Below are 20234 nucleotides of genomic sequence, written 5' to 3'. Positions count from 1 at the left end.
CCGCCGACTCCCCCACGACCCGTGTGGACGGGACGGGCCCGGACCGACTGGTCCGGGCCCGTCCCGCGTCACGTGTCGGCCACGCGTTGCCCGCCCACCCTGCGCCGCGCGTCGGGCCGGGGCAGGCTGGGTGACCATGGAGGTGTACTCACGACTCGTCGAGACGCGCACGCCGGCGCGGCCCGAGGCGGTCGCCCTCGTCCTGCACGGCGGCGCCAGCCGGGGCCAGGCCATGCGGGTGAGCCCCACCCAGCTGTCGGTGCTGCGCATGGTGCCCATCGCGGGACGCCTTGCCCAGGCCGGGCGCGGACGCCTGGCGGTGTTCCGTCTCCTCAACTCGGCCCGCGGCTGGGACACCCACACCACCCCCGTCGACGACGTGCGATGGGCGCTGGGCCAGGTGCGGGAGCGGTATGGCGCGGACCTGCCCGTCGCCCTCGTGGGGCACAGCCTCGGCGGTCGCGCTGCGCTGCTGTCGGCGGCCGCTCCCCAGGTGCGGTCGGTCGTGGCCCTGGCCTCCTGGGTGTACCCGCAGGAGGCGGTGCCACCGGCGCCGGGGCGGGACGTGCTGTTCGTCCACGGCGACTCGGACCGCATCGCCAGCCTGGCCAACGCCCGGGCCGTCGCCCGCCGGCTCTCGGGCAGCGCGCGGGTCGGGTTCGTCACGGTGCGGGAGGGCAAGCACGCCATGCTCAGGCGGCACGCGGTCTTCGACGGCCTCGCCGCCGACTGGGTGCGCGCGACGCTGCTCGGGGACAGCGTGGGCGCCCCTGTCGACCGCCTCCGGGGCGGCGAGCAGCTGCTCCAGGTGTAGCCCGGCACGCCAGTCCCCGCCCAGCCCCTCTGGTGGCGGTCCCGGACGGCGCTGACCTGCGAGATGGTGACACCCCCGCCCGCACGGGTCTATGGTCGAAGTGGTCAAACCACGGCCTCGCGATCGTCCCCCGGAGGCTCGCCATGACCCTGACCGATCCCATCACGAGCACGGCCCCCACCGCGTTCCCCTACCGCTACGACACCGCCCTCGACGTCTGGGACGTCGACGAGCAGTGGCTGGCGCTGCACGGTCTGCCCCCGCACTGTCCCTTCACCACCGAGGACCTGCTCGAGTGCGTGGACCCGAATGACCGCCCGTCGGCCCGCACCTGGCTCGAGGAGCACCTCACGCAGCCCGGGTCGGCGTCGCACGCCTACCGGATGCGAGCCGGGCAGCGATCCGGTCGACGCGTACGCCTCGTTGCGCACACCGTGGCGGACCTGTCCATCCCCGGCGTCTTCCGCGTCGACGGCTTCCTCCTCGACATCACCGGCGACATCTCCCGCTGGCAGTCCGAGGCAGTGGAGGCGTCCTCGGCCTACCGGGCCACGATCGAGCAGGCCAAGGGGGCCCTCATGCTCGCCTTCTGCGTCGACGAGGAGACCGCCTTCCGGATGCTCTGCGGCTACTCCCAGCGCCGCAACGCCAAGCTGCGCGACGTCGCCGCGTTCATCACCGACGCCATCGGCGACCCGCACTTCGCCCACCCCGACCACCCGGTGGAGAGCCTCGTCGACGTGGTCACGCTGCTGCACGACGACCGCACCCACCTGCGTTCCGCTCCGACGACCGGTCACGCGGCCAGCGCCTGACCGGTCGTCCGCGCGAGCGGTCAGCTCCTGCCGGCACCGTCCACGGCGAGCCCGCGACGGGTCACCTCGTCCTTGGCCGCCGACCGCGTGGCCGCGAACCCACGGGTGCCGTCGAAACCTCCCCCGCGCAGCGTGTCGGCCACCTCGGCCACGGCGTGCAGTCCCGCCACCATGCGCCCCGCGACCTCGTCGTCGACGCGCGGCAGCAGCATCGTGAGCTCCTGGTGCTCCTCGGCCTCGGCGTGCCGCGTGACCGCGTCGGCCAGCTCGGCGAAGGTCTCCTCGAACTGCGGTGTGTCCACGTCGAACTGCTCGAGCTGCTGGACGAGCGCGCTGGCCTGGTGCTCCTCGTCGACCCGGTCCTTGGCCACGGTGGTCCCGTCGGCCACGGCCATGAGCGACGGGTGCAGCACGAGCTCCTCGACCGCCTCGTGCGCCGCCAGGTAGTGCTGGAACGACCGGTAGGCGCCGGCGCGCTCCTGCCCGTGCCCGTCCTGCACGGCCCGCACGAGGGTCGTGACGTGCCCGTGCTGCTCGTGGACGAGCGCGGTGACGGCGTCGTGGGGACCTGGCATGGGTTCGCCTTCCGTTGAAGTGCCTGGTGCTCCGGCGGCCGTGGTGGCGTGCCGGGGCGTATGCGTCGTCCTACCCGAGCGGTCCGGGACCGAAACCGCATCGGCGCCCTCGCGCCCACGCTGTCGTCGCTGGGCCTCGGCGAGGAGCTCGGCGAGGTGATGGGCCTGCCGGCCGCCGGCGAGCTCCGCCACCTGGGTGCGGCAGCTGAACCCGTCGGCCAGGACGAGGGCCTCCTCGGGCAGCCGGTCGAGCGCGGGCAGCAGGCCGTTCTCGGCGACCTTCCGGCTCGTCTCGAAGTGGCCGCGCTCGAACCCGAAGTTCCCGGCCAGCCCGCAGCAGCCGGACTCCAGCGCCGGGACGTCCAGTCCCATGTCCGAGAGCAGTGACGCGTCGGTGTCCCACCCCAGCACGGCGTGCTGGTGGCAGTGCACCTGTGCGGCACCGTCGACGGGTCGCGTGCCGCCGTCCCTGTCGCCGTGGGCGTCGCGGTCCCGGTCCGCGTCCCCGGAGCCGTCCGGCCACCACCTCGGCGCCTCCCAGCCCGGTGAGTGCTTCCCCAGCAGCTCCGCCAGCGTGACGGTCGCGTCGCGCAGTCGCGCCACCTCCCGGTTGTCGGGGAGCAGCTCGGGGCCGTCGCTGCGGAACACCGTCGTGCAGCTGGGCTCGAGGCCGACGACCAGGGCGCCGTCGCGGATGTCCGGCCAGAGCGCCGACGCCGTCCGGGACAGGGCCCGGCGCGCCGGACCGAGCTGCCCGGTGGAGATCCAGGTCAGACCACAGCACAGCGGCTCGCTCGGGACGACGACCTCCCACCCGGCCGCCCCCATCACCTCGACGGCCGCGTCGGCGATCCAGGGGTGGAAGTGGTTGGTGAAGGTGTCCGGCCACAGGACGACCCGGCCACGGCTCCCCCGCTCCTCGCCTTCGGCCTTCGTGCGAGCCTGCTGCGCCCAGCCGTCCTGGAACGACCGCTGCGCGAACCGGGGCACCTGGCGGGCGTCGAGCCCGGCCAGCCGCTCCAGCAGTGGCGCCACGCGGGACCCGCCCACGGCGTTGGCGACACGCGCGAGCCCGGCGCGGTGCACGGCATACGCCGCGAGCGGGAGCCAGCCGAGGGTGTAGTGGGACCGCGGGCGCAGGCGGTGCCGGTAGTGGTGGGAGAGGAACTCGGCCTTGTAGGTCGCCATGTCGACGTTGGCCGGGCAGTCGCTCTTGCACCCCTTGCACGACAGGCAGAGGTCGAGCGCGTCACGCACCGCCGTGGAACGCCACCCGTCGCGGATCGTGCCGTCGCGGTGCCCGTCGAGCATCTCGAAGAGCAGCCGCGCGCGCCCTCGCGTGGAGTGCTCCTCCTCGCCGGTCGCCTGGTACGACGGGCACATCACCGAACCCGCCTGGTGGCCGTGCTGCCGGCACTTGCCGACCCCGACGCAGCGGTTGGCGGCGTCGACGAACGACCCGCCGTCGTTCGGGTAGGCGAACTCCGGTCGGCCCATCGGCCGGGGCACCCACTCGCCCCCGAGCCGCAGGTCCTGGTCGAGCCGGCGCGCGCGGACGACCTTTCCCGGGTTCATCCGGTTCCGCGGGTCGAAGATGTCCTTGAAGTCCTCGAAGAGGCCCACCACCTCGGGCCCGAACATGATGGGCAGCAGCTCGCCCCGGCTCTGCCCGTCGCCGTGCTCACCGGAGAGCGAGCCGCCGTAGTCGCTGACGAGGTGCGCGGCCCGCTCCATGAAGCGCCGGTACTTCGCCACCCCCTCGTCGGTGTACAGCCCGAAGGGGATCCGCGTGTGCACGCACCCCTGGCCGAAGTGGCCGTAGAGGCTGGGGCCCGTCTCCCCCTCGTAGCCGAACTCCTCGAACAGCTTCTTCAGGTCGTGGAGGTAGTCGCCGAGCCGCTCGGGCGCGACCGCGGAGTCCTCCCAGCCCTCGAAGGTGTCCGCGTGGTGCGGGACGTGCGCGGTCGCGGCCAGCCCGGACTCGCGCACGAGCCACAGCTCGTGCTCGGCGTCGGGGTCGTCGAGGAACTTGACCTGGGGGTCGTGCTCGGTGTCCCCGAGCGCGTCGAGCATGCCCTGCGCCCGCTGGTCGGCCTCCTCGGTCGTGGCGCCGCCGAACTGCACCATGAGGTAGCCCGTCCCCTCGGGCAGCTCGCGCAGCGCCTTGGCGTTGAGGTGCTTGATCTTGTTGTCCACCAACAGCTTGTGGTCCAGGCCCTCGAGCGCGATCGGCTCGTGCTCGACGATGGCGGGGACCGCCCTGGCCGCGGCGACGATGTCGCGGAACCCCAGCACCACGAGGGTCTTGTGCTCCACGACGGGCACGAGCCGCAGCTTGGCGCGCAGCACCGTGACGAGGGTCGACTCGCTGCCGACGAGCGCCTTCGCCATGTTCAGGTTGTTCTCCGGCAGGAGGCTGTCGAGGTTGTACCCCGAGACGCGCCGCGGGATGTCGGGGAACCGCTCGCGGATGAGGTCGGCGTGGTCGGCGGCGAGGGCGCGGGCGCGCCGGTAGACGGAGGCGCGCAGGTCGCCGTGCCGCTCGATCTCGGCGTACTCCTCCTCGCTCGTCTCACCGCACCAGAACCGGGTGCCGTCGTAGAGCAGGACCTCGAGCGCCACGACGTTGTCGACGACCTTGCCGGTGCGCTGGGCCGTCGCGCCGCAGGAGTTGTTGCCGATCATGCCGCCGAGCGTGCAGTTCATGTGCGTGGCCGGCTCGGGACCGAAGCGCAGGTGGTGCTCGGCCAGGTCGGCGTTGAGCCGGTCGAGCACGATACCCGGCTCGACGACGCAGGTGCGCGCCTCGCGGTCGACCTCGAGCAGGGCGTTGCAGTACTTGGACCAGTCGACGACGACGGCGGTGTTCGTGCACTGGCCGGCCAGGCTCGTGCCGCCGCCCCGGGACAGCAGGGGCACGTCGTGCCGGCGGCAGACGGCCACCGCGGCGGCACCGGCCGCCACGGTCCGCGGGACTACCACCCCGATGGGCACCCGGCGGAAGTTCGACCCGTCCGTGGAGTATGCCGCGCGGCTCCCGGCGTCGAACCTCACCTCCCCGTCGACCTCCCGCCGCAGGTCCCGCTCGAGGGCCTCGTACGTCGCCGCCGTCGTGTCCGTCGACCGGGTCGTCGCCGTCGTGGGGTTCGCTGCCATCGGGGTCTCCTGTCCTGCGCCGGTAGCTCCTGGGAACTACCCGTGCCGGGTCCGGCGCAACCCGGTACGGGAGGTCAGGTCCTGCCGATCGGCCAGAGGCCGTCGTCGTGCACCTCCCCCGCCGCCTCGGCGAAGGCGAGGAGGCCGCGGGTGAGGTCGGCCCGGTCGGCAGGTTCCATGCGCTGCAGCACGCGTCGCAGCGCTCGGCGGCGGCGCTGCATGATCCCGTCGAGGACGTGGTGCCCGGCAGGTGTGAGAACCAGCCGCACGTGACGGCGGTCGCTGGGGTCCTCGAGGCGCTGCATCAGGCCGCCGCGCACCAGGCGGTCGCACACGCGCGTCGCGTTGGACGGGTGGATGTCCATCCACTCGGCCAGGGCGCTGAGGTTGCAGTCGGGGTGGGCTCGGGTGAGCACGAGCATGCGGACCTGTGCGGGAGTGAGGTCGGTGTCGGACCCCTCGACGGTGACCGCCACGAAGGCCCGAGCGGCCCCCATGGCAGCATCAAGCTCGGCGGCCCTCGGTGCGGGCCGCCGACGAGTCCGGAGCGCGCGTGCGGACGTGCTCATGGGGTCTCCCTCCCGCGACGTCCACGACCGGCCGGTCCGGCCGTGGAAGATCCTCATCATGATGCAGTCGTTGCGCAGGCGCAATCGTTGCAATTCGACTTGCGACTCGCGCATCGTTGCCGTTGCATCGAAGACATGTCCTCATCGCAGACAGTCGTCGTCACCGGCGCCACGGCGGGGATCGGCCGGGCCACAGCCATCGCCTTCGCGGCAGAGGGCGCACGCGTCGCCCTCCTCGCCCGCGGGCAGGACGGCCTCGAGGGGGTCGCCCGCGAGGTCGAGGCAGCCGGCGGGCACCCACTGACCCTGTCGGTCGACGTCGCGGACGCTGCAGCCGTCGAGGAGGCTGCGGAGACGGTCGAGGCCCGGCTCGGGCCGATCGACGTGTGGGTGAACGTGGCGTTCACGTCCGTCTTCGCGCCGTTCCACGAGATCACCGCGGACGAGTTCCGGCGGGTCACCGAGGTGTCGTACCTCGGCTTCGTCCACGGCACGATGTCCGCCCTGAAGCGCATGCGTGCCCGCGACCGCGGGACGATCGTCCAGGTCGGCTCGGCCCTCGCCTACCGCGGCATCCCGCTGCAGAGCGCGTACTGCGGTGCCAAGCACGCCATCCAGGGCTTCAACGAGTCGCTGCGCTGCGAGCTGCTCCACGAGCGCAGCCACGTGCGGGTGACCATGGTGCAGATGCCGGCGGTGAACACCCCGCAGTTCGGCTGGGTGCTGTCCCGCCTGCCACGGCACGCCCAGCCCGTGCCGCCGATCTACCAGCCTGAGGTCGCGGCGCGCGCCGTCGTGTACGCCGCCCACCACCCCCGCCGACGCGAGTACTGGGTCGGCTCCAGCACCGCCGCGACCCTCGCGGCCAACGCCATCGTCCCCGGGCTCCTGGACCGCTACCTCGGCCGCACCGGCTACGACTCGCAGCAGACCGACCAGCCACGCGACCCCGACCAGCCCGTGAACCTCTGGAACCCTGCCGACGGCCGCGACGGCAAGGACTTCGGCACGCACGGCATCTTCGACGGCAAGTCCAAGGACCGCTCCGTGCAGCTGTGGGCCTCCCACCACCACGGCCTGCTCGGCGCCGTCGGAGCGGCTGTCGTCACCGCCGGCCTGGGGGCCTGGGCGCGCCGGAGCTCCTGATGGAGACCAGCTCGCCTCTTCCGCTCCGGGGCCTGGGCGTGCTGTCGGTCGTCCAGGGCGCGGCATACCTGCTCGCCACCCGGCGCCTCCTGGAGCTCGTCGCCGGACGACCGCCCGCACCTGCCGAGGTGCCGGTGACCCGGGTCCTGGGCGCGCGCCTCGTGGTGCAGGGCGTCGTCCTGTGCCTGGCGCCGGCGAGCGAGCTGCCCCGCGTCGGCAGGCGTACCGCCGCCGTCGACGGGGTACACGGTCTGTCGATGGCAGCCCTCGCCGGCGCCTCACCCCGTCACCGCCCGGTCGCCCTGGCGAGCGCGCTGAGCGCCTTCACGTCCGCCCTCGCCACCTACGCCCTCGTCCCCCGTCCACGCCACAGGAGGTACCCATGAGCCAGACCACTGCCGACCACGTCCTCGCCCGGCTGCGCGAGTGGGGGGTCGACCACGTCTTCGGGTATGCCGGGGACGGCATCAACGGGCTGCTCGCCGCGTGGGCGCGGGCCGACGACGCCCCCGCGTTCGTCCAGGCCCGGCACGAGGAGATGGCCGCGTTCGAGGCCGTCGGCTACGCCAAGTTCTCGGGGCGCCTCGGGGTCTGCACCGCCACGTCGGGCCCCGGGGCCATCCACCTGCTCAACGGCCTCTACGACGCCAAGCTCGACCACGTCCCGGTCGTGGCGATCGTCGGCCAGACCGCGCGCTCGGCGATGGGCGGCTCGTACCAGCAGGAGGTCGACCTCGCGACGCTCTACAAGGACGTCGCGTCCGACTTCGTCGAGACGGTCAACGTGCCCGAGCAGCTCCCGAACGTCCTCGACCGCGCCATCCGGACGGCCATGTCGGCGCACGCACCGACCGCGATCATCATCCCCTCGGACGTGCAGGAGCTCGAGTACACGCCGCCGAGCCACGAGTTCAAGATGGTGCCGTCCTCGCTCGGCGTCCGGTGGCCGACGGTCGCGCCCGACGACTCGGCGCTGCAGGAGGCGGCCGACATCCTGAACTCCGGCGAGAAGGTCGCGATGCTCGTCGGCCAGGGTGCGCGCGGCGCACGGGCGGAGGTCACCCAGGTGGCCGAGCTGCTGCAGGCCGGGGTCGCGAAGCCGTTGCTGGGCAAGGACGTCCTGTCCGACGACCTCCCGTTCGTCACGGGATCGATCGGGCTGCTCGGCACACGTCCGAGCTACGACCTGATGCAGGACTGCGACACGCTGCTCATCGTCGGCTCGAGCTTCCCGTACACCCAGTTCCTCCCCGAGCTGGGCAAGGTCCGTGCCGTGCAGATCGACGTCGACGCCGGGCGGATCGGCATGCGCTACCCGACCGAGCTCAACCTGGTCGGCGACGCCGCGACGACCCTGCGCGCCCTCGTCCCGATGCTGAAGCCGCGCGAGCGCGGCTCGTGGCGCGAGGACATCGAGAAGGGCGTCGCGTCGTGGTGGGAGACGATGGCGAAGGAGGCCGAGGTCCCCGCCGAGCCGGTGAACCCGATGAAGCTGTTCTCCGAGCTGTCCACCCGGCTCCCCTCGAACGCGATCGTCGCCGCCGACAGCGGCTCGTCGGCCAACTGGTACGCCCGGCAGCTGCGGTTCCGGGACGACATGCGGGGCTCGCTCTCCGGGACGCTGGCGACCATGGGGCCGGGCGTGCCGTACGGCATCGGCGCGAAGTTCGCCTGCCCCGACCGGCCGGTCATCGTCTTCGCCGGGGACGGCGCGATGCAGATGAACGGGCTGGCCGAGCTCATCACGGTCAAGCGCTACTGGGAGCACTGGTCCGACCCGCGGCTCGTCGTCGCCGTCCTGCACAACAACGACCTCAACCAGGTGACGTGGGAGATGCGCGCCATGGGCGGCTCCCCCAAGTTCCCCGAGTCCCAGACGCTGCCCGACGTCGACTACGCGGCCTTCGCCGCCAGCCTGGGCCTCGCGGCCCGCACCATCACCTCCCCCGACGAGCTCGGGCCCGCGTGGGAGCAGGCCCTGGCCGCCGACCGGCCGACGCTGCTCGACGTGCACACCGACCCCGACGTCCCGCCCATCCCGCCGCACGCCACCTTCGAGCAGGTGAAGAACTCCGCGGCAGCGCTGCTGCACGGCGACGAGGACCGCTGGGGTGTCCTGCGTGAGGGCATCCGCACCAAGGCCAAGGAGGTCCTCCCGGGAGGTCACTCGTGAGCCCCACCCACCACAAGGTCGTGCCCGGCCGCGAGGCCACGGCCCCACAGGTGGCCGGCCCCGGCCCGGCGGTCGAGGGCCTGGAGGCGGTGGCCCTCCGGCTGCCGGTCGACGCCGACGAGGAGACCGACGGCACTGCCCGTTGGGACGCCACCACGATGGTCCTCGTCCGTGCCCACGCCGCGGGCGTGACGGGCACCGGGTGGACGTACGGCCCCGCCGCGTGCGCCGCGATCGTCGACGAGCTGCTCGCGCCGGTCGTCCTGGGGCGCCCGGCATACGGGGTGCCCGGCTCGTGGCTCGCGATGGTGCGGGCCGCCCGCAACTCCACCCGCGCGGGCGCCGTCGGGTATGCCGTGTCGGCGGTGGACGTCGCTCTCTGGGACCTCCACGCGCGGCTGCTCGGGGTTGCCGTCCCGGATCTGCTGGGGCGGGTGCACGACGAGGTGGACGTCTACGGCAGCGGCGGCTTCACCAGCTACGACGACGACCGCCTCGCAGACCAGCTCGACAGGTGGGTGCGCGGCCAGCGAATCCCCCGCGTGAAGGTCAAGATCGGGCGGCCCGGCGGTGCCGACCACGCCCGGGACGTGGAGCGCATGCGCCTGGCCCGGGACACGATCGGCGACGCGACCGAGCTCTACGTCGACGCCAACGGCGCGTACTCCGCGAAACAGGCGGTGCGCACGTTCGAGGCTGCCCAGTCCGCCGGGGCTGCCGTCACGTGGTTCGAAGAACCGGTGTCCTCCGACGACCTCGCGGGACTGGCCCTGGTGCGGCAGCTCGTCGACGCCGACGTCGCCGCGGGCGAGTACGGCACCGACATCGGCTACTTCGAGACGATGTGCCGGGCGGGCGCCGTCGACTGCCTCCAGGTCGACGCCACCCGCTGCGGCGGCTGGACCGAGTGGCTCCGGGCCGCCGCGGTCGCCGCGGCCCACCACCTGGACGTCTCGGCCCACTGCGCCCCGCACCTGCACGCGCCGGTCGCCGCTGCGACACCGAACGTGCGGCACCTGGAGTGGTTCCACGACCACGTCCGGTTCGAGGACGCGGTGTTCGACGGCACGCTCGACCCCTGCGGCGGCAGCGTCCGGCCGGCGCCGGACCGGGCCGGGCACGGGCTGACCGTGGACGAGGACGCCGTCGAGCGGCTGCGGGTGGCCTCGTGAGCACGCCCGACGGCCCGCCGCTGTGGGCCGAGTTCCCGCCCCACTCGCTGCGCGACTACGCCCTGCTCGCCGACGGCCACCGGGGCGCCCTGGTCGGCCCGCGCGGCGACGTGGTCTGGCTGTGTGCACCGCGGTGGGACAGCGACGCGGTCCTCGCCTCCCTCGTCGGGGGCGACGGCGGGTATGCCGTGACGCCGGTCGAGCCGTGCGTGTGGGGCGGCTACTACGAGCCAGGCACCCTGGTCTGGCGGGACCGCTGGGTGACCCCCAGCACCGAGATCGAGTGCCGTGAGGCCCTGGCCTACCCCGGCGACCCGGACACCGTGGTGCTGCTGCGCCGGGTCGACGCCGTGGCCGACCGGGCCGACGTCCGGGTCGTGCTGGACCTGCGGGCGGGCTTCGGGAAGGAGCCGTGGCGTGACCTGCGCCGTCACGACGACGGCAGCTGGACGGCCACCGTGGGCGAGCACCGCATGCGCTGGCGCGGAGCGCCGGACGCAGTCGTGGACGCCGACGGACGCCTGCGGGCGCACCTGTCCGTCGCGCCCGGGGAGCACCACGACCTCGTCCTAGAGATCGGACGGATCCACGACGGCCCCGTTCCCTCCGCGGACGAGCTGTGGGACCGGACGACGGCGGCATGGCACGACCGTGTGCCAGACGCGTTCGGGCACACGGCCGCCCCGCGGGACGCCCGGCACGCCTACGCCGTCCTGTGCGGCATGACGCACCCTGAGGGCGGGATGGTCGCCGCTGCCACGCTCGGCCTGCCCGAGAAGGCCGACGAGTCCAACTCCTACGACTACCGCTACGTCTGGCTCCGCGACCAGGCCTACGTCGCCATGGGGTCGAGCGCTGTCGGCCGACCCGAGCTGCTCGACAGCGCGGTCCGGTTCGCGACCGAGCGCGTCCTCGACGGCGGCGCGCTGCGCCCGGCATACCGGGTGGACGGCACCGGCCTCCCGCACGAGCGGCGCCTGGACCTGCCCGGCTACCCCGGTGGCTGCGACGTGGTGGGCAACTGGGTGCGCGGGCAGACCCAGCTCGACGAGTTCGGGGAGCTGCTGCAGATGTATGCGCGCGCGGCCTGCCTCGACCGGCTCGACGGCGACGGCTGGCGCGCGGTGCAGGCACTGGTGCGGCACGTGGAGACGGCCTGGGACCAGCCCGACGCCGGCATCTGGGAGCTGGACGACCACTGGTGGACGCACTCGCGCCTCGCGTGCGTGGCCGGCCTGCGCGCGGTGGCACGCGAGGCCCCACGCGCGGAGGCGTCCCGGTGGGACCAGCTCGCCACGAAGGTCCTGCACCACACCACGCAGCGCTGTCTCGCGCCGGACGGGTCGTGGCAGCGCGCGCAGGACGTGACCGGTCCCGATGCCGCCCTGCTGCTGCCGCCGGTGCGCGGCGCGCTGCCCGCGGACGACCCGCGGACGCGGCGCACGCTCGAGGTCGTGGGCCGCGAGCTCGTCGAGGACGGCTACCTGTACCGCTTCTTCGATGGGGACGACGGTGACCACCGGCTCGGGGTGAGCCAGGGGGCGTTCACCATGTGCGGGCTGATGATGGCGCTGGCGCTGCACCACCAGGGTGACGACGTCGAGGCGGTGCGCTGGTTCGAGCGAAACCGGGCCGCGTGCGGCCCTCCCGGGCTGTATGCCGAGGAGTACGACGTCCAGCAACGGCAGCTGCGGGGCAACCTGCCGCAGGCGTTCACGCACGCCATGCTGCTGGAGACGGCTGGCGTCCTCAGCCGCTGACCAGGTGGTTGGAGTTGTTCTCCCGCAAGGGGTTGCTGACCTCGAGCTGCCCGTGCTCGACCAGCCAGCGCACCGCCTCCAGCGCGGCGTCCTCGGGCTCGTACCGCGGCGTCCAGCCGAGCAGGCCGCGCGCCTTGTCGATGGCCAGGTACTGGCTGCGGTTCAGGTGGGCCCAGCTGGTGTCGGCGTGCTCGTCGGTCGTGCCCGCGCGGAACTCCTCCCACGTCTGCGGCTGCACGGCCACCTCCTGCCCGAACCAGCCCGCGGCGATCTCGGCGTACCCGCGCACGGTCAGGGCACTGGGTGCGACGACGTTGAAGGACTCCCCCGCCGCGGCGTCGCGGTGCGTCACCGCGAGCTCGAACGCCTGGGCGACGTCGTCGGCGTGGACGTGGTGCAGCAGCTCGGCGCCGCTGCCGGGGACGGCGAGCGGCTCACCGGCGGACAGGGTGCGCCAGACGCCGGGGTCGAGGTTGCCCAGCGGCCCGATCGGCGCCCACCCGGGGCCCGTGATGTGCCCGGGGTGCAGCGAGGTCGTGACCAGCCCGCCGGTGCGCGTCTCCTCCTCGAGCATCCGGGCGATGGCGTCCTTGGCGACGCCGTACTCGTCGGTCGGCGGTCCTGCTGCCGCACCGTCCTCGCGGATCGGCAGCTTGCGGCTCGGGCCGTAGCGCCACACCGATCCGCAGTGCACCAGGTGCCCGACCTCCCCGCGCAGCCGCTCGACCAGGGCCGAGGCGGACTCGACCGTGAAGCAGACGAGGTCGACGACCGCGTCGGCCCCCAGGTCCGCGACCCGGCCGGGGAACGACCCGTCGCCGTCCTCGGCCTCACGGTCGACCGCGATCCGCTCGACCTGCTGCCACTCGGGCGCGGAGGCGTAGGGCTCCCGGGTGCCGCGGCTGAGGACGACAACCTCGTGGCCGGCGCGCACCAGGCGCGGGACGAGGAACGTTCCGATGTGGCCGGTCCCACCGACGACGACGACCTTCATCCTGCGACCCTACGGGCGTGGCGCGGATGTGGCGCGCGCGACGGGCCGACACGTGCCGACACGTGCCGACGCCCGCCGACACCTGCCGACACCACCGCGGGGACCTTGCCCGCGCGAGGCCACCCGGCGCATCGTGGTGTCGTGGCCAGGACGAGGAAGTGGGACGAGCTCAGCCCGGGCACCCGGCGGTTCGTGGTGGTCGCGGGCGCGGTCGAGGCGGCGCTGAAGGTGGCCGCCCTCGTCGACCTCGCGCGCCGGCCGGCCGAGCAGGTGCGCGGGCCCAAGTGGCGCTGGGCCCTGGCGGTCGCCGCAGCAAACTCGTTCGGACTCGTGCCCCTGGCGTACTTCCGGTGGGGTCGCCGTCAGGGCAGGTAGCGGCGGGCCCCGGCCTGCTGCACGGCATACGCGGGGGTCGCGACGGGGATGGTCTGGACGCTCTGCCCGGTGGCGGGCGACTGGACCATGAGGCCGGACCCGGCATACATCGCCACGTGGTGCACGTAGCCGCTGGAGGTGGCGTAGAAGAGCAGGTCCCCGGGCACCGTGGACGTGGACGCGACACGACGACCCGCGAGTGCCTGCGCGTCCGCGTCGCGCGGGATCCGCACGCCGTGGACCCGGTAGACCAGGGACGTCAGCCCCGAGCAGTCGAACCCGAAGCCGGACCGTCCCGCCCACAGGTACGGCAGCCCGGTGAACCCCCGCGCCGAGGCCACGACGGACGCGCCGGTGGCCGGCAGCGCACGACCGTCGGTGCTCGTCCGCACCACGGCCGTGGGGTCGACCCGCCGCACCACACCGCCCGGGAGGGCCACCTGCACGAGGCCGCCGGCGGTGCCGAGCACGGGCAGCCAGGTGCCGAAGCTCACCTCGACGACCCGGGCGGCGGCAGCCGTGTCGCCGCGCAGCCACGCCGTCCGCGCCACCACGGTGGCGGCCTGCGTGCCCGAGCGTGGGGCCACCGCGCTCAGCTGGCGCACGGGGACCCAGCCCGGGTAGCCCCGAGCGTCCTTGGGCGTCGGCTGGTCGGGCGCGACGACCGACGCCCAGGAGCCGCTCACGGCGGTGACCAGGAGCCGGTCCCCGAGCAGTGACTGCGTCTCCGCGCGACCCTGCAGGCCCCTGCGGTCTGCGAGCGTCATCGCGGCGAGCCACCCCCGGACGTCGGCAGGCGCCCGCAGGGCCGGCGCGTCGACCGCGCGCGGGGACGACGGCGTGCTCCACAGCGTGGCGACGGAGACGGCGACCCAGGCCGGCTGCCCAGCTCGGACGGGGGGTGCCGTCGACGGTCGGGGCGTGGTGCTGCCGGTCCGCGGGGTGGTGGCCGTCGTCGTGGACGGCGGCCGCGTGGGTGTCGTCCTAGGTGAGGGTCGGGTCGTGGGGCCCTTGGGCTGCGGCGACGTCGGGGTCGTGGCGCGCGTCCCCGTGGCCGGCGGGGACGAGGGCGGCTGCGTCGTGGCGCACGCCGTGAGCAGCGCCGCGGACAGCACCACCGTCAGCAGTGCGCGCAGCTGCGGCCGCACGGCTCGGCCCGTCCGGGCACCCCTCTCCACGCGACCACCGTGCCGTGGTGTCGGCCGGCGGCGTCAGTGCCGGAGGTCCTCCAGTCGCCCGCGTCAGGCCTGCGCGGCGTCCTCGTATGCCGGGGTGAGCTCCTGCCAGCGCGCGTGCCAGTCCGGGGCCGCCTCCTCGGAGGACCAGCCGCCGGGATGCGCCGACCCGCCGCTGGCCAGCGAGCGGGCGAGGTCCTCGAGGTGGACCTGCCACCCGGCGCCGTAGAAGTGCAGGGCGCCCACGGGCAGGCCGCGCTCCTCGACCACCAGTCGCGTCCGGCCGCCCTCGGGGGTGAGCCAGGCCTCGACCTGTCCCTCCTCGTCGGTGCCCGGGGCTGTCGTGAGCAGCAGGTGGGAGGGCGCCTCGCAGACCTCGATGGTGACCGCGCCGGTCCACGTGCTGGTGAAGACGGCGTGCGCCGTCCCTCCCTCGCGCAGGTCGCCGGAGACCTCCGCGATCCAGCGCGCGAGCCGCTCGGGCTGGGTGCAGGCCGCCCAGAGGTCGTCGACGTCGGTGTCGAAGACGTCCTCGACCCGCACCGCCCCTCGGGTGTCGTCCAGCGCCCTCGTCGTCCCCAGGATGGTCATCGTCGTGCCCTCTTCCCTCGTGCGATCTCGGTGTGCAGTGCGTCGAGCCGGTGCTGCCACAGGACCCGGTAGCCCTCGAGCCACTCGTCCACCGGCGCGAGCGCCTCGGGACGAAGGCTGTAGATGCGTCGCTGCGCCTCCTGGCGCACGTCGACCAGCCCCGCCTCGCGGAGAACCCGCAGGTGCCGCGAGACGCCGGGCCTCGCGATCGGCAGCGCGTCGGCCAGCTCCCCGGCCGTCGCCGGGTGGTCGCGCAGGATGTCGAGCACCGTCCTGCGGCTGGGGTCGGCCAGCGCCTGCATCACCGCGTCCATGGTCGTGAGCGTACCCACTCCGTTACGTAACCGCAAGGGTACGCACCGGGGGACGCCGCCACGTCCCCAGCCCGCAAGACAACGGTTGCGCGGCAACCCGCGGGACAACAACCCGAGGTATGCCGGGCAACCGTTGTCTTGCGAGGGCGGGTCGGGTGGTCGCGCGGCGTGCGTCCGGTGGCCGCGCCCTCAGCGCAGGACCAGGACCACCACGTCGACCAGCGCGATGCCCACTGCCGCCACGAAGGGCCACCTCCCGCGCAGGACCACGGTCGCGACCGCGAGGACGACACACAGGCCCAGGCCGACCACTGCCCACGCCGGCGCACCCCCCGCCGGCCCGAACGTCGCCACCACCGAACCGGCCAGCAGCACGACCGCGGCCACCACGCGGACCCGCCGCGCCCCCAGCCGCTGTGGCAGGCCGTGCACGCCGGTCACGGCGTCGTCGGCGAGGTCCGGAAGCGCGTTCAGCAGGTGGGCCCCCACACCGAGCAGCGCGCCGGTGAGGACCATCCACGGCGGCGGCCACTCCCGTCCGGGCCCCGCCAGGGACACGACCGCCGGCAGCGCCCCGAAGGCCACGGCATACGGCACCGCGGACCACGCGGTGCGCTTGAGCCCGAGGTTGTATGCCCAGCCGGACGCCACCCCGAGGCCGAGGTGCACGACCGCCGAGCGCCAGCCGCACGCGAGCGAGAGCCCGACGCAGGCCACGGCAGCGACGCCGATGGCGGTCCGCACCATCGGCTCCGCCACCTCCCCGCTGGCCAAAGGCTTGTCCGGCCGCCCGACGACGCGGTCCCGCGCTGCGTCGATGACGTCGTTGGACCACCCGATGGTGAGCTGCCCGGCGAGGACCGCCCCCGTCACGAGCAGCAGGGCCGACCTCGGCAGCCCCAGCGCAACCGCGAGCAGCGCGGTCAGCACCGTGACGGCGACCGTCGGGCCGGGGTGGCACGCCCGCACCAGCCCGAGGACGGGAGCGGAGGACGCGGGAGCTGACGCGTTGCGTCCTGGTCGCTCGGGCACGGGCCCACCCTAGGCGCGGAGGGCACGCGCAGGACCGCGCCCGTCGGTGAGCACCGACCGTGGCGCCGATCACGACGCCCCTCATGAGGCGCAGGGGTCCCCGCTGTGCCTAGGCTCGTGCGGTGACCCGCATCGCCTCAGTCGCCGGAGTGCTCCCCGACCACCGGTACCCGCAGGCCGAGGTCACCGCCGCCCTCGCCGACATGCTCGGCGCCAAGGGCGTGGACCGCGCCCTCCTCGAGCGGATCCACGCCAACGCCGGCGTCAGCCAGCGGCATCTGGCGCTCCCCCTGGAGCGGTATGCCGCGTTGCGCGACTTCGGCCAGAGCAACGACGCGTTCATCGCGGCGGCCGTCGAGCTCGGGGCTCAGGCCGTCGTCGACGCCCTGAAGGACGCCGACCTCACCCCCGCCGACGTCGACCTCATCCTCTCCACGACCGTGACCGGGCTGGCCGTGCCGTCCCTCGACGCGCGCATCGCCGCCCGGATCGGCCTGCGGCCCGACGTGAAGCGCGTGCCGGTCGTCGGGCTGGGCTGCGTCGCCGGGGCCGCCGGCGTGGCGCGCGTGCACGACCACCTGCTCGGCCACCCGGACGACGTCGCGGTGCTGCTGTCGGTCGAGCTGTGCAGCCTCACCGTCCAGCACGACGACACCTCGACCGCGAACCTCGTGGCCAGTGGGCTGTTCGGGGACGGCGCCGCGGCCGTCGTGCTGCTCGGCGCTGCCCGAGCAGCGGCACGGGCCGCCGCCGACACCGCGGCCGAGGGCGAGGACGAGGACGACGACGAGGGCGGCCCGACCACCGGGACCGCGACCTCCGTCGCCGGCGCCCGGCCCGACGTGCGGGTGCTGTCGACGCGCAGCCGCCTCTACCCGGACAGCGAGCGCGCGATGGGCTGGGACGTCGGAGCCACCGGGCTGCGCATCGTCCTCGGCGTCGAGGTGCCCGAGCTGGTGCGCACCCACCTGCGGGCCGACGTCGACGGCTTTCTCGCCGACCACGGTCTCACCCGGGCGGACGTCGGCTTCTGGGTGGCGCATCCCGGCGGCCCGAAGGTGCTCGAGGCCATGGAGGACGCCCTCGAGGTGCCGGACGACGCACTCGGCGTCACCTGGCGGTCGCTGGACCGGATCGGCAACCTCTCGTCCGCCTCGGTCCTGCACGTCCTCGCGGACACCCTGCGCGAGCGGCCGCCGGCTCCCGGGTCGTACGGCATGCTCATGGCCATGGGACCCGGGTTCTGCCTCGAGATGGTGCTCCTGCGGGCCGTGGGCTGAGGTCGCCGTGGACACCTCCCAGCTGCTGTACGCAGCCCTCGTCGTCGCGGTCGGCCTCGAGCGCGTGGCGGAGCTCGTCGTCTCCCGCCGGCACGCCGACTGGGCGTTCCGCCGCGGCGGGGTGGAGTTCGGGCGCGGCCACTTCCCCGCGATGGTGGCGCTGCACACGGCCCTGCTCGTGGGCGCGCTCGTCGAGGTCGTGGTCGCGGACCGGCCGTTCGTGCCGGCCCTGGGCTGGCCCATGCTCGTCCTCGCCCTGGCGTCGCAGGCCCTGCGCTGGTGGTGCATCGCCACCCTCGGGTCGCAGTGGAACACCCGGGTCATCGTGGTGCCCGGCCTGCCGCTCGTCAGCGGCGGCCCCTACCGGGTCCTGCGCCACCCGAACTACGTGGCGGTCGTCGTCGAGGGGTTCGCCCTCCCCCTGGTGCACAGCGCCTGGGTGACGGCCGTGGCGTTCACGGTGCTGAACGCGGCACTGCTGACGGTGCGCATCCGCGTGGAGGAGCGGGCGTTGCACCCGCAGCAGGCCCCCGCATGAGCGGCAGCGGGCCGGTGGACGTGCTCGTCGTGGGCGGCGGGCCGGTGGGCCTCGGCTGTGCACTGTATGCCGCGCGGAACGGCCTTGCGGTGCAGGTCCTGGAACCGCGCAGCGGCCCCGTCGACAAGGCCTGCGGGGAGGGCTTGATGCCCGGTGGGGTGTCGGCCCTGGCCGACCTGGGCGTCGCGCCGGACGGACACCCGTTCCGTGGCATCCGCTACCTCGGCCCGACGGCGAGCGCCGTCGCCGACTTCCGCGCCGGCACCGGTCTCGGGGTCCGGCGCACCGAGCTGCACGACCGCCTCTCGGCGCAGGTCGCCCGCGCAGGGGTCGAGGTGCTGCCCCTCGCCGTCGACCGCCTCGAGCAGTACGCCGACCGCGTCGAGGTGCGCACCCACGGCCCCCACGGCGTCGCGGGGCCGGCCCTCACCGCCCGCCACGTCCTCGCCGCCGACGGCCTGCACTCCCCGACCCGGCGCCTGCTCGGGCTCGACCACCCGGCGGGCGGGCGGCCGCGGTTCGGGCAGCGGCAGCACTTCCGGGTCGCGCCGTGGTCCGACCACGTGGACGTCCTTTGGGGCGCCCACGCCGAGGCGTACGTGACGCCGGTCGCCGACGACGTGGTGGGCGTCGCGGTGCTGAGCGACCGCCGGGCGACGTTCGCCGAGCACCTCGCCGGCTTTCCGCCCCTGATCGAGCGGCTCGCCGGACGTGAGGCCGTCTCCCCCGTCGCCGGCGCCGGGCCGCTGCGGCAGCGCAGCCGCCGCCGCACGGCCGGCCGGGTGCTGCTCGTGGGCGACGCCGCCGGCTACGTCGACGCCCTCACCGGCGAGGGCATCTCCCTCGGCCTCGCCCAGGCCCGCGCCGCGGTGGCCGCGCTCGTGTCCGGACACCCCGCGCAGTACGAGCGCGGGTGGCTCGCGGCCACGTGGCGCTGCTCGGTGCTGACCGGGGCGCTGCGCCAGGCGACCCGTCCGCGCGTGGCCCGCCGGGTGCTGGTCCCGGCCGCCGCGGCCGCGCCGTGGGTGTTCTCGGCCGCCGTCAACGAGCTCGGGCGGGCGGCGTGACCGAGCTCGTGGTCCTGCTCGACGAGCGCGGGAATGCCGTCGGCACGATGCCCAAGGCGGCCGTGCACCACGGCTCGACGCCCCGGCACCTGGCGTTCTCGGCATACCTCTTCGACTCCACGGGGGCCCTGCTCGTCACCCGTCGCGCCCTCGGGAAGGCGACCTTCCCGGGCCTGTGGACCAACACCGTCTGCGGGCACCCCGCCCCCGGCGAACCGCTGCCCCAGGCGGTGGTGCGGCGGGCGCGCGACGAGCTGGGCACCGAGCCGGTGTCCCTGCGCCTGGTCCTCCCCCGGTTCACCTACCGCGCGGAGATGGACGGCGTCGTCGAGGACGAGTGGTGCCCCGTGTATGCCGGTGAGCTCGCCGACCGGTCGCTGGCGCCACTGGCCGACGAGGTCGCCGACACCGAGTGGGTGCCGTGGCGGGTGTTCGCCGACGACGTCCTGACCGGCCGGCGTGAGGTGTCGGTGTGGTGCCGCGAGCAGGTGCGCGAGCTGGGCCGCCTCGGACCCGACCCGGCGGCATGGCCCGAGGCCGACGCCGTGCAGCTGCCTCCAGCCGCGCAGCTGCCCCCGGCCGCGCAGCTGCCCCCGGCCGCGCGGGCCTGACTGCCGTCGCGGCAGCCCCTCGCGGAGGGCGGCAGAGACACTTCCCCGGATAGATCTGTCTGTGACAGACTGACCTC

Annotated in this window: 19 protein-coding genes; 12 read left to right on the top strand and 7 right to left on the bottom strand. The window is 74.3% G+C overall.

The features are described 5' to 3' along the window. The first annotated feature begins 136 nt into the window (after positions 1-136). Positions 137-814, top strand: a complete 678-nt coding sequence (locus tag RKE38_RS16825; protein ID WP_316008619.1) for an alpha/beta fold hydrolase — start codon at positions 137-139, stop codon at positions 812-814. A 143-nt stretch (positions 815-957) separates the two neighbouring features. Further along, positions 958-1629: an ANTAR domain-containing protein gene (locus RKE38_RS16820; RefSeq protein WP_316008618.1), complete on the top strand. Its 672-nt coding sequence runs from the start codon at positions 958-960 to the stop codon at positions 1627-1629. A 20-nt stretch (positions 1630-1649) separates the two neighbouring features. Here RKE38_RS16820 and RKE38_RS16815 read toward each other — a convergent pair whose 3' ends face one another. Both RKE38_RS16815 and RKE38_RS16810 read right to left on the bottom strand, forming a co-directional pair. Next, positions 1650-5360 (bottom strand): FAD-linked oxidase C-terminal domain-containing protein, encoded by a 3711-nt coding sequence (locus tag RKE38_RS16815; RefSeq protein ID WP_316008617.1) that lies wholly within the window; start codon positions 5358-5360, stop codon positions 1650-1652. Positions 5361-5434: 74 nt separating this feature from the next. Beyond that, the gene (locus RKE38_RS16810) at positions 5435-5857 is read right to left on the bottom strand and encodes a MarR family transcriptional regulator (protein WP_316008616.1); all 423 of its coding nucleotides are present in this window, start codon (positions 5855-5857) and stop codon (positions 5435-5437) included. A 207-nt stretch (positions 5858-6064) separates the two neighbouring features. Here RKE38_RS16810 and RKE38_RS16805 point away from each other — a divergent pair, with 207 nt between their 5' ends. From RKE38_RS16805 to RKE38_RS16785, 5 genes are read left to right on the top strand one after another with little or no spacing between them, the layout of a single operon-like run. After that, positions 6065-7075 (top strand): SDR family oxidoreductase, encoded by a 1011-nt coding sequence (locus tag RKE38_RS16805; RefSeq protein WP_316008615.1) that lies wholly within the window; start codon positions 6065-6067, stop codon positions 7073-7075. Further along, on the top strand, positions 7075-7461 hold the full coding sequence (locus RKE38_RS16800) for a hypothetical protein (RefSeq protein ID WP_316008614.1): 387 nt from the start codon (positions 7075-7077) through the stop codon (positions 7459-7461). The genes RKE38_RS16805 and RKE38_RS16800 overlap by 1 nt, the downstream gene beginning before the upstream one ends. Further along, positions 7458-9248, top strand: coding sequence for a thiamine pyrophosphate-requiring protein (locus RKE38_RS16795; protein WP_316008613.1), 1791 nt, complete (start codon positions 7458-7460; stop codon positions 9246-9248). Before RKE38_RS16800 ends, RKE38_RS16795 begins: the two co-directional genes overlap by 4 nt. Continuing rightward, entirely contained in the window at positions 9245-10420 is a 1176-nt protein-coding gene (locus RKE38_RS16790; RefSeq protein WP_316008612.1) for an enolase C-terminal domain-like protein, read from the top strand. Before RKE38_RS16795 ends, RKE38_RS16790 begins: the two co-directional genes overlap by 4 nt. Then, entirely contained in the window at positions 10417-12180 is a 1764-nt protein-coding gene (locus RKE38_RS16785) for a glycoside hydrolase family 15 protein (protein WP_316008611.1), read from the top strand. Before RKE38_RS16790 ends, RKE38_RS16785 begins: the two co-directional genes overlap by 4 nt. Here RKE38_RS16785 and RKE38_RS16780 read toward each other — a convergent pair. Beyond that, on the bottom strand, positions 12170-13174 hold the full coding sequence (locus RKE38_RS16780; protein ID WP_316008610.1) for an NAD-dependent epimerase/dehydratase family protein: 1005 nt from the start codon (positions 13172-13174) through the stop codon (positions 12170-12172). The genes RKE38_RS16785 and RKE38_RS16780 overlap by 11 nt on opposite strands. Positions 13175-13315: 141 nt before the next feature. Here RKE38_RS16780 and RKE38_RS16775 point away from each other — a divergent pair, with 141 nt between their 5' ends. After that, the gene (locus RKE38_RS16775; protein ID WP_316008609.1) at positions 13316-13549 is read left to right on the top strand and encodes a hypothetical protein; all 234 of its coding nucleotides are present in this window, start codon (positions 13316-13318) and stop codon (positions 13547-13549) included. On the opposite strand, the gene RKE38_RS16770 is transcribed toward RKE38_RS16775, so the two are convergent. The 4 genes from RKE38_RS16770 to RKE38_RS16755 form a co-directional block, all read right to left on the bottom strand. Next, on the bottom strand, positions 13537-14727 hold the full coding sequence (locus RKE38_RS16770) for a C40 family peptidase (RefSeq protein WP_316008608.1): 1191 nt from the start codon (positions 14725-14727) through the stop codon (positions 13537-13539). The two genes, RKE38_RS16775 and RKE38_RS16770, sit on opposite strands and share 13 nt — an antisense overlap. A 63-nt stretch (positions 14728-14790) precedes the next feature. Next, on the bottom strand, positions 14791-15315 hold the full coding sequence (locus RKE38_RS16765) for an SRPBCC domain-containing protein (RefSeq protein WP_316008607.1): 525 nt from the start codon (positions 15313-15315) through the stop codon (positions 14791-14793). After that, positions 15312-15629: a metalloregulator ArsR/SmtB family transcription factor gene (locus tag RKE38_RS16760; RefSeq protein WP_316008606.1), complete on the bottom strand. Its 318-nt coding sequence runs from the start codon at positions 15627-15629 to the stop codon at positions 15312-15314. Before RKE38_RS16760 ends, RKE38_RS16765 begins: the two co-directional genes overlap by 4 nt. Positions 15630-15818: 189 nt before the next feature. After that, the gene (locus RKE38_RS16755; protein WP_316008605.1) at positions 15819-16661 is read right to left on the bottom strand and encodes a UbiA family prenyltransferase; all 843 of its coding nucleotides are present in this window, start codon (positions 16659-16661) and stop codon (positions 15819-15821) included. A gap of 122 nt (positions 16662-16783) precedes the next feature. On the opposite strand from RKE38_RS16755, the gene RKE38_RS16750 reads away from it, so the two are divergent. Genes RKE38_RS16750 through idi form a run of 4 tightly spaced genes read left to right on the top strand, consistent with a single transcriptional unit; the run spans position 16784 to position 20157 of the window. After that, positions 16784-17941 carry a type III polyketide synthase gene (locus RKE38_RS16750; RefSeq protein WP_316008604.1) on the top strand — a complete coding sequence of 386 codons (1158 nt, stop codon included), beginning with the start codon at positions 16784-16786 and terminating at the stop codon, positions 17939-17941. Between the two features lie 7 nt (positions 17942-17948). Further along, positions 17949-18479 carry an isoprenylcysteine carboxyl methyltransferase family protein gene (locus RKE38_RS16745; RefSeq protein ID WP_316008603.1) on the top strand — a complete coding sequence of 177 codons (531 nt, stop codon included), beginning with the start codon at positions 17949-17951 and terminating at the stop codon, positions 18477-18479. Then, positions 18476-19546, top strand: coding sequence for an NAD(P)/FAD-dependent oxidoreductase (locus RKE38_RS16740; protein WP_316008602.1), 1071 nt, complete (start codon positions 18476-18478; stop codon positions 19544-19546). The genes RKE38_RS16745 and RKE38_RS16740 overlap by 4 nt, the downstream gene beginning before the upstream one ends. Next, the gene (gene idi / locus RKE38_RS16735; protein ID WP_316008601.1) at positions 19543-20157 is read left to right on the top strand and encodes an isopentenyl-diphosphate Delta-isomerase; all 615 of its coding nucleotides are present in this window, start codon (positions 19543-19545) and stop codon (positions 20155-20157) included. The genes RKE38_RS16740 and idi overlap by 4 nt, the downstream gene beginning before the upstream one ends. Positions 20158-20234 lie beyond the last annotated feature (77 nt).

This window comes from Phycicoccus sp. M110.8 (assembly GCF_032464895.1).
Classification (GTDB): Bacteria; Actinomycetota; Actinomycetes; order Actinomycetales; family Dermatophilaceae; genus Pedococcus.
The sequence above is the reverse complement of the archived record's forward strand: the minus strand, read 5'-3'. Positions and strand labels throughout refer to the sequence as shown.